Source organism: Sphingobacteriaceae bacterium, from assembly GCA_002319075.1.
In the GTDB taxonomy this organism is placed as follows: domain Bacteria; phylum Bacteroidota; class Bacteroidia; order B-17B0; family Aurantibacillaceae; genus Aurantibacillus.
The window spans coordinates 1,493,022-1,507,176 of the sequence record NVQB01000001.1 but is presented as its reverse complement, the minus strand read 5'-3'; the positions used below and the strand labels follow the sequence as shown (position 1 = coordinate 1,507,176).

At 39.2% G+C, this 14,155-nt stretch carries 9 protein-coding genes; 2 read left to right on the top strand and 7 right to left on the bottom strand.

The window, feature by feature from the left end:
* Positions 1-7 precede the first annotated feature (7 nt).
* From CNR22_06690 to CNR22_06665, 6 genes are all read right to left on the bottom strand, one after another.
* Positions 8-1,075 (bottom strand): hypothetical protein, encoded by a 1,068-nt coding sequence (locus CNR22_06690; protein ID PBQ31462.1) that lies wholly within the window; start codon positions 1,073-1,075, stop codon positions 8-10.
* Positions 1,076-1,149: 74 nt separating this feature from the next.
* Positions 1,150-2,745 (bottom strand): bacillithiol biosynthesis cysteine-adding enzyme BshC, encoded by a 1,596-nt coding sequence (bshC, locus tag CNR22_06685; GenBank protein ID PBQ31461.1) that lies wholly within the window; start codon positions 2,743-2,745, stop codon positions 1,150-1,152.
* A 2-nt stretch (positions 2,746-2,747) separates the two neighbouring features.
* Positions 2,748-3,398, bottom strand: a complete 651-nt coding sequence (locus CNR22_06680; GenBank protein PBQ31460.1) for a uracil phosphoribosyltransferase — start codon at positions 3,396-3,398, stop codon at positions 2,748-2,750.
* Between the two features lie 45 nt (positions 3,399-3,443).
* Positions 3,444-4,649 (bottom strand): acetyl-CoA C-acyltransferase, encoded by a 1,206-nt coding sequence (locus CNR22_06675; protein ID PBQ31459.1) that lies wholly within the window; start codon positions 4,647-4,649, stop codon positions 3,444-3,446.
* Between the two features lie 152 nt (positions 4,650-4,801).
* Positions 4,802-5,356, bottom strand: a complete 555-nt coding sequence (locus CNR22_06670; protein PBQ31458.1) for an ATP:cob(I)alamin adenosyltransferase — start codon at positions 5,354-5,356, stop codon at positions 4,802-4,804.
* Between the two features lie 120 nt (positions 5,357-5,476).
* The gene (locus CNR22_06665) at positions 5,477-7,831 is read right to left on the bottom strand and encodes a TonB-dependent receptor (GenBank protein ID PBQ31457.1); all 2,355 of its coding nucleotides are present in this window, start codon (positions 7,829-7,831) and stop codon (positions 5,477-5,479) included.
* A 263-nt stretch (positions 7,832-8,094) separates the two neighbouring features.
* Between CNR22_06665 and CNR22_06660 the strand changes: the two genes are divergently transcribed.
* Both CNR22_06660 and CNR22_06655 read left to right on the top strand, forming a co-directional pair.
* Positions 8,095-10,704: a hypothetical protein gene (locus CNR22_06660; GenBank protein ID PBQ31456.1), complete on the top strand. Its 2,610-nt coding sequence runs from the start codon at positions 8,095-8,097 to the stop codon at positions 10,702-10,704.
* A gap of 194 nt (positions 10,705-10,898) precedes the next feature.
* Positions 10,899-13,088: a glutamine synthetase type III gene (locus CNR22_06655; protein PBQ31455.1), complete on the top strand. Its 2,190-nt coding sequence runs from the start codon at positions 10,899-10,901 to the stop codon at positions 13,086-13,088.
* Positions 13,089-13,364: 276 nt separating this feature from the next.
* On the opposite strand, the gene CNR22_06650 is transcribed toward CNR22_06655, so the two are convergent.
* The gene (locus CNR22_06650) at positions 13,365-14,075 is read right to left on the bottom strand and encodes a hypothetical protein (GenBank protein ID PBQ31454.1); all 711 of its coding nucleotides are present in this window, start codon (positions 14,073-14,075) and stop codon (positions 13,365-13,367) included.
* Positions 14,076-14,155: the final 80 nt, after the last annotated feature.

The window sequence follows — 14,155 nt, the reverse complement described above, 5'->3', positions numbered from 1 at the left end:
AATAAAGCTATTCTTTAATGATTTTTTTTCGTACACTACCTTTATCCGTGTGAATTTCTGCATGGTAAAGTCCGGCAGCTAAACCGGCTAGTGAAATAGTTTGATCTGAAGTATTGGTAAGCACAAGCTCTCCAGAGTGATTGTAAATTTTGCACCCTATTAGTTTCAGGTCACCGCGTTGCTGCATGGTTACACTGGTTTGCGCAGGATTAGGGTATAATCTTATGGCGTCACTTTCGAGCAGTGTTTCTTTTATGCCGGTCACAAAAAAGTTTGTACTTCCCATTACAGAACTGGTGATAGTTGGGGTAGGGGAGATAAGAGTGGTTACCGCCTCATAACTGATACTGAGCACTGGGAATTTTTGCGACCCATGGTAATAGTGATAAACACTTTGTTTTAGCGTGCCAAGTGGAATAAAGTTTGAGATCAAAGTGATGGTTTGCACACTCTTTACCCGCAGAACATTTGTCAAGGTTAAATTACCAGGGAGATTAAGTGTTCCCGTTCCGTCGGCTGTCGTAGAAATATTACCGCTGCAGTTTCCATTGCCAGCAATAGTAGAAGTAAAAGCCCCCGACATATTATCAGTTGAATTAGATCCAAAATTTAAAGGATACTTTGCTATGATTCCCGTATTAGTAAAAGTTGCTGCAAAGTAAGGAGTGTTAATTCCAATGAGTTCGGTTTGTGTTGTGGGTGTAGTAGCGGACCTGAAGTAAGTGTAAACGCCACTTGATTCCTGAACAAGATTGCAATTCGTATAACTCGCAGCTGAAGTAACACTTGCTGCGCTTAAATAGTTTGAAGAAAAAGCAGGTTGCAGGCCTTTTAGGTTCGTGAAATTCCATACAACATTACTCCCACTTATAGAATTCGGCAGTCCGCCGCTATAGGCAGAAGTATCCATGCGATACGTAGTTTCTATATCGCCTGGTTGCGGCTCATTAAAGCTCTGTGTTAACGACAGCTGGGCGCTCAATGAATAAGAGAAAAAAATGCAGGCACAAAGCAAAATAAGTCTACTCAAATGTTTTGGCTTTAAGGGTGTGGCTTTGTGGATCTTCTTTTTCATCTGGAATTTATATTCAGTTAAATGTACAAAATTAAAGTACAAGTAAGGGAATAGTAAAAACGGAAAGCTGCTGACTACTCCTCGATAAAAATGGCCTGTTCAAGTAAGAAAGGATCTGTCTTTTCTTTTATTTCAACGATGAAATTTTTTCCATAACTCAGATAAAAAGAAGAGAAGTTCTCATAACGTTCTTGAGGCACATTTTTCGGAAACAGTCTTTGTTTGATTCCGCTCAATTGGTTGATTTCTGTTTCGTATTTGCGGCGAATGGCGCGGTTTGTTTTTCCCACAATGCGTTCAAAGCCATTAAGAGCTCTTTGTAATTCGGCGGATACGCTGCCTGAAAGCGTTTTATCGGTAGCGCTGGCTCTTTCAAGAATTTTCGAATAAAAATCGGAAAGACTTTTTGTTTCAGATGATAAATCAAAAATAGAATCTTTTTTACTTTGAAGTTCTTTTATCAGATCTTGTTCTGACTTATAAAAATCACCAACTTCAAAGTCAAGCTTTTCAATTTTGCTTTCTGTGACTTTGTCAACCACACTAATAAAGTTACGTGGCATTAAAATGGGAAATAAAACAGAGGAAGCCTCGAACAAGCGTTTAAATTCCAGCCAATAGGCCAGTTCACCAGGCCCTCCCACATAGGCAAGATTAGGAAGAATAACCTGTTGGTAAAGCGGTCTTAGTACAACGTTCGGACTGATCTTTTCTGGCGTTTTCTCGATAATCTCGGTAAGTTCATCTTTTGTGAAAGATCTTTTTGTGCCTACCAGGTTAAAAACATCTCCTGTTTTTTCTAATCTCACACGCAGACCCTCCTCTATATAAAAACAGTTAATGGTTCTTGGATTAACCTGTGAAGAATAACCAAGTTTATCTAACTCGTTAATGGAAGCATTTACTAATTCAAAGGGTGAATTTTCAAAAATATCTTTTTTGAACTCTTCTTTAAATTGTTGTTTGAATTGTTTGTCGTCGCCATCAAGTATCACCAATCCATATTCTCCGAAAAGTTCGTTTACCAGAAAGCGTGTTGCATCTGAAAGATTTTCGTGTTTTAAATAAGCATTCTCAAAAAGCGAAATGAGATAAGTTGCATTTTGTGACCTTCCGAAAAGTTCTTGTAGCTCTGGAAGTAATTTTTTTAATTCCTGCGTTTTAAAACTGCCCACTGCGCCACCCTGTGCGCTTTTCCAGGTAATTGTTTTACCCAGTGAACTAAAATTATTTACCTCTTCAAAATCATGATCTTCAGTAGCCATCCAATAAACGGGAACGAAGTCATGAGCAGGGAATTTTTTCTTTAAACTTTCAGCAAGATTGATCGTAGAAATTATTTTGTAAATAAAATAAAGTGGCCCGGTAAATAAACACAATTGATGGCCTGTGGTTACGGTAAAAGTTGTAGCTTCTTTTAGTTTAAGAATATTGGCTGAAGAACTTTCTGAAGTATTTTCTACAATAGCGGCTTGCTTTATGAGAATTTCAGAAAGAAGATTTCTGTCAAAGTTTTGGTAGGGATGTTTTTTTAATAATTCTGAAAAACCTTTTTCGTCTGGAAAAAAATCGTAAAACGGTTTTAGTTTTTCTTCTTTATTTAAATAGTTGAGCACCAAAGAGCTTAAAACTCCCGCGCTTTTAAAATTCAGTGTTGTTTTCTTTAACATAGTTACAATTTGTTTCCAAATGCAAGATCTCCTGCGTCGCCCAGTCCTGGTACAATGTAAGCCTGTGCTGTGAGCTCCTGGTCTATTGCGCCGCACCAAACCGTATAATTTGGAGACGGCATATGTGTTTTTATGTAATCAAGTCCTTCAGCGCTTGCAATCGCACATACAATATGGGTGTGCTTTGGAATACCTCGTGTTAAAAGCGCCTTGTAAGCCAAAATAATGGAAGATCCCGAAGCTAACATGGGATCGCAGAGTATAACTGTTTTGTCGCTAATGTCAGGACAACTTGTATATTCTAAAGCAATTTCAAATGTATTGTTTTTATGGTGTCTGCGGTAAGCTCCGATAAAAGCATTTGCCGCCATGTCAAAAAAGTTTAGAAGTCCCTGGTGAAGCGGCAAACCGGCCCGTAGAATAGTTGCTATAACAGGTTGACTGGTTAAAACTTTTGAATCTGCAATGCCTAAAGGCGTTGTAGTTTGTACTTTCTGATATGTGAGCGTCTTGCTTATTTCATAAGCAAAAATTTCACCCAGGCGTTCCAGATTTCTTCGAAAACGCATGGCGTCTTTCTGGATTTCTATATCCCTGATCTCAGTAATGAACTGGTTTAAAATAGAATTTTCAAGCGCGAGATTATGTACCATACTATTTTAATTTAGTTCTTTCATTGCAAATTTATTGCCTGTTAATTAGCACTTTTCAATAATAACAGCGTAGCCTAAGCCAAGTCCAATACACATGGTAACAAGTGCATATTTTTTGTTGTGAAGTTGCAGATCAATAGCCGCAGAATTTAAGATACGCGCGCCACTCATTCCCAGAGGATGACCTAAAGCTATTGCGCCCCCGTTTATATTGATACGCTCGTCGTTATCAGCAAGGTTCCAGGCACGCACGCAGGCAAGACTCTGTGCTGCAAATGCTTCATTCAATTCTATAAGGTCAATGTCTTTGAAGGTTAATCCAGCGCGTTTCAAAGCTTTATTGGCGGCTTCTACCGGGCCAATTCCCATAATTCTTGGCTCAACTCCAACTACAGCACTCGATACAATTCTTGCAAGTGGTTTAAGATTATTAGTTTTCATTCCGGCTTCGCTGGCTAATAATAGAGCCGCAGCGCCATCGTTTAGTCCGGCAGCATTTCCGGCAGTGACTGTTCCGTCTTTTTTAAAAGCAGGTTTCAGGGTAGCCAAACTTTCAAGATTTGTTTTTGGTTTTGAAAATTCGTCTTTGGCAAAAAGAATGGAATCCCCTTTTTTCTGAGGAATTTCAAGACCCACGATCTCTTTTTCAAAACGTTTATTTTCTACCGCTTTTGCCGCTTTCTGTTGACTCCAAAAGGCAAATTGATCCTGGTCTGCACGGTTGATGGAATATTTTTCTGCAACATTTTCTGCAGTTTCACCCATAGCATCTACCCCATACATTTCCTTCATTTTGGGATTAATAAATCGCCATCCAAAACTGCTGTCGTATAATTGTTGGTCGCGTCCATAAGGGCTGGAAGCCTTGCTCATCACGAGTGGACCGCGGGTCATATTCTCAACACCCGAAGCTACCATGATATCTTCGTCGCCCACCTGAATCGCTCTTGCAGCATCAATCGAGGCACTTAAGCCACTTGCGCATAAACGGTTAACGGTTTGACCAGGTACCGACATGGGATACCCTGCAAGCAATAAGGCCATGCGCGCAACATTGCGATTATCTTCTCCCGCCTGATTAGCGCAGCCCATTACAACATCGCCAATTTGTGAAAGGTCAAGTGAAGGATTTTTTTTAGCCAGTTCTTTTAATACAAACGCAGCCATGTCGTCTGCGCGAACACTTGCCAAGGTACCACCAAAATTTCCAATAGCAGTTCTGAGTCCGTTAATTATATATGCTTGATTCATAATTTTTTAAGTGGGGGAAAATAACAAATTCCGTATTTGCGGTAAAAATACAGGCTTTTATGCATTAATAAAACTAAAATATGTTAGAAGGCTTTGTTCAAAATTGGCTATTTAAAACCTAAAAACATGTCTCTAATACTAAGGAGGTAAAACTACAGTTTTGGCTTCCATGGAATCTCTTCCGCTTTTAACTCCAGTGTATACCAACGCGAAAGCATAAACAAATAGTCAGAAAGGCGGTTAAGGTATTTGCCATGAATTTCGTCTACCTGTTCGTTTTCCGCTAGTCTTAAAACAGCTCTTTCTGCCCTACGGCACACACAACGCGCTATATGACAATACGAAACGTAAATATGTCCTCCCGGTAAAACAAAAGATTTCATTTCGGGTACTACTTTGTCTATGCCATCAATGGCTTTTTCAAGGGCAACAATATCCTCTTCGTGTACTATAGGTAATTGCATTTTATTTTTCAGAGGATCTGCGGCAAGTTGAGAACCGATAGTAAAGAGCCGGTCTTGTATCTGAGTCAGAAGCTCTTTTGTAGAAATATCGTCCGTAACATCTCTCAGTAATCCAATGTGCGAATTGAGCTCATCTACGGTACCGTATGCTTCAATTCGTATATGATGTTTAGGCAGGCGCGTCCCGCCAATTAAGGACGTCTGACCTTTATCGCCTGTTTTTGTATATATTTTAAATGCCATGTTCTGCGTATATAAATGTCTAAATTACAAATTAAATAAGGACCAAAATGCAAATACAGAGATTGATCGAAAACAAAAAAGTTCCGGCAAGCGGAACTTTTTTTAGAGGAAATGCAAGTATTAAAATGTCAGGCTAAGATTCAGATTTGGCATAATTGGCAACTGATTTATGCGCTGAAAAGTAAAGCGGTCTACATAAAATATGTTTTCGCGGTTATAAATATTGGTGGCCCCAAAACTCACCTCCAGTGTAGTTTTGTCGGTCCATTTGTATTTATATTTCACTCCTATGTCAAAACGGTGATACGTTGGCAGCCTTGCACTGTTCAGTTCTCCCGGAATGTAATTCAGATTACCATTACCGGTATTAAAATTATAGTTAATGTTTCCTGAAGGGTTTAGCTGGTTAATGTAACCTTGTGTAGGCGTGAACGGAAAGCCTGTTCCGAAGTTCCAACGCCCATTAAGTTCCCACTGTTTTTTCTTGCCAAAATTATAAGAGGTTACAAGGTTAACGTTATGGCGACGATCAAAATTTGGAGCATAGTTTTGTACTGTTGGAGTGGATGTAGCATTACTTTCCACCCATCTGTCGTTGAATGTTAAAGAGTACACAGCCCAGAAGTAAAAACGTTTGCGGTCGTATTTTAAAGTAAAGTCAAAGCCACGCGCACGGCCTTGCTCAATAACAAAATTCTTTTTTAATTCATCAGGACGCGCCGCGTTACTGGTATTATCTTCAAAAATTTTATCACGGTTTATATTAATAACCTGGTTAAAGTTTTTCTGGTAAACTTCCACATTCAGATCAAAGTATTTGAAAAGATCAAACTCAAAACCAGCCACCACATGTGTTGCTTTTTGAACAGCTGAATTTACGCTTTGTGTTTTGCCCTCCTTATCAAGATAGGACGGAGAAATATCCTGACTCTCAGGAGCATTGATAAAGCCGTAAAACAAATTCACGATATCTCTATCACTGTTCGCACTAATAAGGGTTTGACTATACAAACCACCTGCAGCCTTGAAACGGATTTTTTTGGTGAAGTTTACTTTCAGAGATCCTCTTGGTTCTGGAGAAGCGATTCCTAATGTTGCATAATACTGCATACGGAAACTGGGTTCAAACACAAAACGTTTTTTTCTGTCGATGTATTTGTATTTTATGAACCCTGCAATGTCGGTTGTAGACCGAAGCATGGTAATCTTTGCATAATAAGGATTGAGAACATTGTATTGCGTATTCGTAATAACCCCTTCAAAACCAAAACGAAGTTCCTGCTTGCCAATAAATTTTACAAAATTAAAACCCGTGTTAACGCCGCTAATAGTGCTCGATTTAGAATCACTTTCCAAAGTGGGATTCGTGTAATTTACCTGGTATTTAGAAAATGCAAATAGACCTTCAATCAATAAATTACTCGATTGCGGCACCAATAGAAAATTAATTCCTGCGCCGGTGTTCTGCCAGTCGAACGATGCTATGTCCGCATAAGTCACTTTATCTTTGAAATTAAAACCGAAAGCACTTACCTTGCTACCACCTGTGGAATTGATGGATACTTTGCCGTATATATCCGTATAATAAAAAGGTAAACCGTTGGGATTGGCGTAACTGTAGAGCGTTTTAGAAGTTTGTGGTAAATAAGAATGTTTGGCAGATAAAATGTAAGAAGCACTGGTGTTTCCGTTTTCCTTCAGTTTTTTAAAAGGACCTTCGATCATAGCTTTAGCGCCAAAAGTAGAAGCTGAAATTTTTCCTGAGGCGCGTTTTTTATTTCCATCACGGGTGGTAATATCCATAATGGAGGAAGTTCTTCCCCCATACTCCGCCCCAAATCCCGCACTGTAAACGTCTGCGTTTTTCATAATATCAGCGTCGAACACAGAAAATAAACCAATAGAGTGGAAGGGATTGTACACGATCAATCCGTCGAGCAGAACTTTATTTTGTACTGGTAAACCACCGCGTATATAGAGTTGTCCGCCCTGGTCACCCGTAAACACAACTCCTGGCAGCACCTGTAAATACTGCGCAATGTCCGGTTCTCCAACACTGGGAAGCTTATTAATAACAATAGGATCGATTTTCTGAACCGCTACCGAGGTATTTTCAATTTTTTCTGAAGCAGTGGTATTAATCTCCACCTCCTGCAATTTTACCCCTCCTTTAATAACAAACAATTTTTTATTAATAATCTCGCCAGCCTTTACGTTAACCACTTCCGCGATCGTATCAAAGTCAAGGCTCACTACCAACAACGTATATTCGCCGGGAGGAATGCGGTTAATGTTAAAGAAACCATTGATATCTGTATTGGCACCTATGGTTGTTCCCCTGAAAAACACGTTGCTGAAAGGAACTGGCTCGCCATTTGCTTTATCATAAACAAAGCCCTTAACAGAACCTGTTGTTTGGGAGAAAATGCTGAAGGACGAAAAAAGCAGGCTGAAACAAAGTAAAAACGATCTCATATAAGGGAAAATGAGTCGCAAAAGTATTAATTTAAATGAGAGTTTTAGTTTCGAATTATATAAATGGTTAAAGGACTAAACAAAAGGAAGACATTGCGGCCAAATGTTAAAAATCGGCGCAGAAAGACATGCTGTTTTCATTGAAAGAGGAACAACTCAAGCAATTGAAAATCATGTACTATGTAAGTTTCACCGCAAAAAAGATGATTCAGGTTTAAAATATTTTACTACATTTACTTCACTCAATTTTGAACACTACATACATGAAAAAAATATTTATTTTAGGATTAATTTTAAGTTGTTTCGTTGGAAGATCCGCAACTTTTACCTGGACGGGTGCAAGCAGCACGTCTTACACTACAGCGGCAAATTGGAATTTAGGCTTAAGTGGGATTCCAGGTCCAGGCGATGATCTTGTTTTTCCGGCTTTGGTAACAGTTGATTGCATAATACCCGCTGGTGTTGGAATAGATGTGGGAATGATTACAATGCAACTAGGGTATGCCGGTACCTTTAACATGGGAAATGGAGTTCATAATATAGCTACAAGTATAGCTGTTAATGGCGGCACTTTAGCTGTGAGCTCAAATTCTACATTTATTAACAATGGTAATGGTTCAATTACAAGCAGCGGTTCAGGTCTATTCAGTGCGACAAGCGGAACAGTAATAATTTCAAGTAATGCCGGAAATTCCTTTACATTTTCTGGCGGATTAATTTTAAATCATTTATACTTTACTTCCGGAGGTGGAACTAGCGCAATAACTATAGATTTCGGTTCTAATTTAAGTGTAGGTACATTCTCCATGGTTAGCCCGGGAGCAAGGCAGTACGTATTTGTTGGTACCGCTCATATTAAAAATACCCTAAGTTTGGGAAATGCCTCCAACACTACTAATAACACTTCTAACACTGGCACCTTTATTTTTGACGGAACTGGTGCAAATATTATTGCATCTACTAGTGGTGCCGGAACAGCTTATTTAGCGAACGTTACAATGAATACCACTGGAAGTTACTCTCTTTCTGGAAGCCTTAACTTGAGAGGAAATTATTCATTTATTACCGGAACTCTCGTTCCCGGCACCTCTACCGTAAATATGTATGGAACTGGTGCGACTATTAATGGTGCTTCATCCTTTGATAACCTGGCTTTACAAGCGGGTTCATCTGTTACCTTTCCTTTAGCTGAGGTTTTAATTAATAAGGATTTTAATGTAATAAGTGGTGCAAGTGCAACTTTTCCGGCAGGCAGTGTGCTTGGATTTAACGGTAGCTCCACTATCAGTGGAACCTTTACTCCACAAAACATCACGGTTAAGAATGGCTCCAGCGCAACTCTGGCGAATGCTGTAAGTTTAATTGATGCGTTAACAGTTGAGGCTGGTGCAACATTTAATTCAGCGGGTTTCCTGACCTTGCAGGCAGATGCTTCGGGAACGGCCCGTGTTGCTCAAATAGGCGCAGGCGGAGCTGTCAACGGAAATGTGATTGTTGAAACTTTTTTACCGGGTCCAAATACAGATTGGGCTAACCTTGGTATTAGAGGTGTTCAAAGTCAGCCTATCTCTAGCTGGGATGCCGGCGCAGGTGGACCAACGGGCATTCCAATGACTTGCTACGGTTGCATTTACGAGCCGGCAGATGCTGGGGACTTCAAATCTATACAAGGATGGGATGAACCTAATAGCGACTATGATACATTAATGGCAAATATCAATTCTACTACTATTTTAACACCAGGTAAGGGCTTTTGGGTTTACGTAGGCTCTGGTTCTGCATCAACAACGGATCTTAAGTTAGTAAATACAGGAGTTCTTGTGCAAGGTTCTGTTGGTTCGCCTGCAATCACTAATAGCGGTAGCGCACCTTTCTATAATTTGGTTGCCAATCCTTATCCTTCAACGGTTTCATGGGCATCTGTTCTTGCAAATAATGGTGGTGATGGATTTCTTGTATACGATGCCATCTATGCGTATAGTGCTGAGGGTGGTGATTTATCTTACGTCGGTGGAGTTGGTTTGGGCTTAGATGACAATATAACCGGAGGACAGGGTTTCTATGTTGAAAATGCAGGCTTTACCACTGGACCTTTAATGTTCAGTGAAGCAGACAAAGTGAGCACCACAAATCCGATTGTAAAACCTAATCCAACCAATTATGGTCAGATATTTAAGCTAAAGCTTAGTGGATTAACGGATAATGATGAAACCGCTTTTAGAATACACGAAGATGCCACTGCTTTTTATGACAAGAAATGGGATGCACACAAAATGTTTAAGTCTCCAGGTTATTTAGGATATCCTGGTGCATATAGTAAGTACACAAGTATCTCCAGTAAAGACGCTATGGGAGATGATTACAGTATTCACTCTGTGCCATCCTTATTCGAAAACAGAACAATTCCGCTTTTGGTTCGTGTAAGCACAAGTGGTACTTATACAATTCATGCGCATGATTATAAAGATTATACGGGCTGTGTAGGTTTAAGAGATAATCTTACAAATACTTTCCACGATTTAAAACAAAGCGATTATGTATTTACTATCAGCGATACAACTTCGGCCCCGCGTTTTGATTTAGTGCTTTGCCGCGATGAGAGTCTTACTGTAGGCATGCCTAAAGAATACAATTCAGGTTCTATCCTCATTAACCAGGATCAGCAAGGTGCTTTTGTAAAAACGGCTTTTTCAAAAAATACAAAAGCTACTATCTCAGCTTATAATTTAATCGGTCAAAAAATAATGGAGGATATCAACGTTGAAGGTACAGGAACGAATACACGTCTCAATATAGATATGCAAAATCAAATTGTAATTATTCGAGTGGTGACAGATAAAGAAAGCAGCACTAAAAAAATCGTGATGCATTAATACTAATTTCAAATTTTAAAACCCCTTGTCAGAAATGACAAGGGGTTTTTTTATGAAAAATAGCGCCTGTTAAAAAACGGTTCAAAAATTTACCTCTTTTTGAAATAAAATCACTTTTTTCACTTGCACCCCCCCTTTTTTTGACATAATTTTGCCGAATAATTGATTATTTCACCAAACACCCCCTATAAAAAATGAGTACAAGAAGAAATTCAGCAATGCAGGAAGTGGTAAATCGCAAACCTGCCGACATTACTTATCCTGAGAAACAAGTAAGTCAGTATTTTGGAGCAAACGTATTTGGTATCGATGCCATGCGTGAATTTTTAAGCGAAGAAGGCTTTACCCGCGTTCAGGAAGCTATGGAAAAAGGCGTAACACTTGACCGTAAGATTGCGGACCAGGTGGCAGCCTGCATGAAAGCCTGGGCACAAAGCAAAGGTGTAACTCACTTTACGCACTGGTTTCAACCGTTAACCGGAACTACTGCTGAGAAACATGATGGTTTTTTTGAACCTATTGGCGGTGGTCGCGCGGTAGAACGTTTTAGCGGATCGCAGTTGGTGCAACAAGAGCCTGATGCCTCTTCTTTCCCGAATGGTGGCGTGCGTAGTACTTTCGAAGCCCGTGGTTACACTGCATGGGATCCTACATCTCCAGCGTTTATCTGGGGTAACACTTTATGTATTCCGACCATTTTCGTTTCTTACACGGGTGAGGCTTTAGATTTTAAAACGCCTTTATTAAAGTCTTTATCTGCTTTGGATAAAGCGGCTACAGATGTTTGTCAGTATTTTGATAAAAACGTCACAAAGGTTATCGGAACCTTAGGTTGGGAGCAAGAATACTTTTTAATTGACGCAGCTTTATATAATATCCGCTACGATCTTCAACAAACAGGACGTACTTTATTCGGACATGCTTCGGCAAAGGGACAACAGTTAGAAGATCATTACTGGGGTTCAATTCCTGAGCGTGTTTTGGCCTTCATGAAAGATTTTGAATACGAATCTCATTTATTAGGAATTCCGGTACGTACCCGTCACAACGAGGTAGCACCTGCTCAATTTGAGTGTGCTCCAGTATTTGAAGAGATCAATATCGCAGTGGATCACAATCAATTATTAATGGACGTTATGGAAAAAGTGGCAATCCGCCACAACTTCCGTGTATTGCTTCACGAGAAACCATACGCCGGAGTTAACGGAAGTGGTAAACACAATAACTGGAGTCTTGCTACAAATACGGGTAAAAATTTATTATCGCCGGGTAAAACTCCTAAAACGAATTTACAGTTCCTTACTTTCTTCATAAATACTGTAAAAGCAGTTTACGAACATGCTGATTTAATGCGTGCTTGTATCGCTTCAGCAAATAATGATCACCGTTTGGGCGCTAACGAAGCTCCTCCAGCTATTATGAGTGTTTTCTTAGGCGAACAATTAAATAAGGTACTGGATGAAATTGAAAAAAGTGTTGGCGATAAAAAATTAAGTCCGGAAGAAAAAACGGCGCTTAAATTAAGCATTGGTAAAATTCCTGATATTTTATTGGATAACACAGACCGTAACAGAACCTCTCCATTTGCTTTTACAGGAAATAAATTTGAATTCCGTGCTGTAGGGTCATCTGCGAATTGCGCGGGACCTATGACAGTTCTGAATACTATAGTTGCTCAACAACTTATTGATTTCAAAACGGATGTAGATGCTCTGATGGATAAGAAAATGGAGAAAGATGACGCTATCTTCCAGGTTTTAAAAAGGTACATCATCGAATCTAAAAAAATTCGTTTCGAAGGAAATGGTTATGGCGATGAGTGGAAAGCAGAAGCTAAAAAACGCGGCTTGTCTAATATTCCTACAACTCCGGGAGCACTTGAAACCTTTATCAGCAAAAAAACATTGCACCTTTTCGAAAATCTGGGAATTTTAAATCACCGCGAACAAGAATCGCGTTACGAAATTTATTTAGAGACTTACACGAAGAAGATACAGATCGAATCGCGTATCATTGCTGATATGGTAAACAATCAAATTGTACCTGCTGCAATTACCTACCAAAAAGTTTTGGTGGATAACATCAACGGTTTAAAAAATGTTTTAAGCGCTGCAGATTTTAAAGTTGCTGCTGATACGCAATTAGAAATTGCTAAAGAAATCAGCCAACGTGTTACTACTATCGTTAAAGCTGCGGAAGCAATGCGTGAAGCTCGTAAAAGCGCCAATACTTTAGATACGGCAAAAAAACAAGCGCATGCATATTGCGATAAAGTAAAACCTTATTTTGAAACCATTCGTTACGAAGTGGATAAATTGGAATTTATTGTAGATGATGCTACCTGGCCACTTCCAAAATACAGAGAAATGTTATACCTGCGCTAGTGCCAGAAAAACAAGGCCAGAAGGGACTTTAGACAATTAAGACAGAAGAGATTCAAGTGAGCGTGGATAAAAGATACTAAAGAACAGTGACGGCTTCAATTATTAAAAAAGGGACGAAATATATTTCGTCCCTTTTTTTAATGTTTAGTCTCTTAATAGTGTGTCCCTTAAGTCCTGCATCCCTCCAGTCTTGCGTCTTTTCAGTCTTGCATCCCTTAAGTCTTGCATCCCTCCAGTCCTGCATTCCTTCAGTCCTGCGGCCCTTAAATCCTCAGTCTATTTGTAGTTATTGCTCACGTATACAGGAAGGTCGGTCATAAAATTACTGACCTTTTGAGGTCTGAGCGCCATGTTACGATAATGTTTAAAATAATTTCCGTAGCCTTTTGTACTTTGCCAGTTGCTGATCTGCAGCTTTTCTTCACATTCTTTATTGTAAGCTAGAAGCTGGTAACCCAGTCCTACTTCCAATGTTTTCTGTTCAGCTTCCTGGAGAATTTCTTTTTTTCCTTTACGACCAAGGTGTTTAAAATACCAGCCAATAAAATTAAAAAAACCACCGGTGGCCATATCCTCAATAACGCTTACCTGATTGGCAATCATACCCAATTGCGCGTTAAAGCTCAGATTGTTCAGCAAAACACTATCCATAGTGGTTTTAGTCTGTTTGCTAAAATAAATAGTGTAGCTGCGTTGATGAGGAAGTTTAAAGATAGATCCGAATTTAGGCTTGGTTACAGCAATGGTTGACGATTTTGTGTACTTCACCTGGATAGTTTTAACACGCATTTTGGGATAAAATTTTAAAACGTAATTGAATTGTTTTCTTAACAGGCTATTTGAATCAATATTATTTACCCGGTTGGCAGAATCTCTAAACTGACTGACAGTTTGTGAATCAGGGCTTTTATAATACAAAAACTGGGCATGATTTTCCTGGCTGAGAAAAAAGAAGAAGACAAGAAGGATCACTACACGCTTTATCATAATTGGGTTCTATTGTTGTATAAATTAGGTTTAAATTTACAAATTAAACTCCTGAAACCGAATTTAAGTAAAATAAGATT